We start from the raw sequence: 1,118 nt of genomic DNA, 5'->3' as shown, positions 1-1,118 counted from the left end.
GGTTAATCCGTTAGAAAACAGCTTGGTTTTATATTGGTTGGTATTCGGTGTCGTTACTCAGTAACGACCAGATTATCCGTGCATTCTTGGCTGCTAACGCAACAATGGCCCGCTTGAAGCCTCGCCGTTCGACTAAGCCTTTACACCATAAGCTCAAACGATCGGTCTTGTTACCTACCGCTGAGATAACAGCTCTGGCACCGTGAACCAATAATGTCCGGAGGTACTTATCGCCTTTCTTTGTAATCCGTCCAAGTCTGGGTTTACCTCCTGTTGAGTATTGAGACGGAACTAGACCGAGCCAGGCAGCAAAGTCGCGGCCTTTATCGAACTGCTCGCCTTTACCTATACTGGCGATAACCGCCGTGGCGGTAATAGGGCCGATACCAGCAACTTTCATGATCTTCTGTGCATTATGGCTGCGTGAAACCAGCATATCGAAGCATCGTTCCTGGTCAGCGATACGTTGATTTATATTCAGTAAGTGGTCGTAGCTATCGGAAAGGATAGCCCTCGCGAGATCGGGAAGTTGGTTGTCACCATCTTCAAGTGCTTCTGGAATTGCTGTTTGTAAGGCATGTCGACCTTTTGGTGCGATGATACCAAATTCGGCTAGCATTGCTCGCATCTGGTTTAACAGTGCTGTTCGCTCCTGAACCCAGTTATCGCGAGCGCGATGAAGGAGCAAGATTGCTTGTTGCTCAGGTGATTTGATTTTAACGAAGCGCGTTGAAGGGCGGGTGACAGCCACACAGATAGCGATGGCATCGTTGAGGTCATTTTTGGCACCCGTCCTGAAAGGTGCAACATATTTAGACGCCATGATTTTCGTTGTGTGGCCTAGCTTAGCCAGTTCACGCGCCCAGTAGTGTGAAGCACCGCAGGCTTCCATTCCGATGATAGAAGGTGGGATATTGGCAAAAGTCACGAGGACTTTTGAACGGGTTATTGTTTTGTGGATCAGTACCTTGCCTTGCTCATCTTCGCCGTGGATACTGAATGAATGTTTGGCTAAATCAATGCCATAAATTGATTGTGACATGGTGGCCTCCAAGGACTGTAGTCAGACTTACCAAGTGTGGCAGAGCCTGATGAGGGGGAGTCCATGTCATTCGTTA

1 protein-coding gene is annotated in these 1,118 nt (G+C 48.5%); it reads right to left on the bottom strand.

The window, feature by feature from the left end; genetic code table 11:
• Nucleotides 1–28: 28 nt before the first annotated feature.
• Nucleotides 29–1,042, bottom strand: a complete 1,014-nt coding sequence (locus C942_RS23510; protein WP_007471236.1) for an IS110 family RNA-guided transposase — start codon at nt 1,040–1,042, stop codon at nt 29–31.
• Nucleotides 1,043–1,118: the final 76 nt, after the last annotated feature.

The organism is Photobacterium marinum (genome assembly GCF_000331515.1).
In the GTDB taxonomy this organism is placed as follows: Bacteria; Pseudomonadota; Gammaproteobacteria; order Enterobacterales; family Vibrionaceae; genus Photobacterium; species Photobacterium marinum.
The sequence above is the reverse complement of the archived record's forward strand: the minus strand, read 5'-3'. Positions and strand labels throughout refer to the sequence as shown.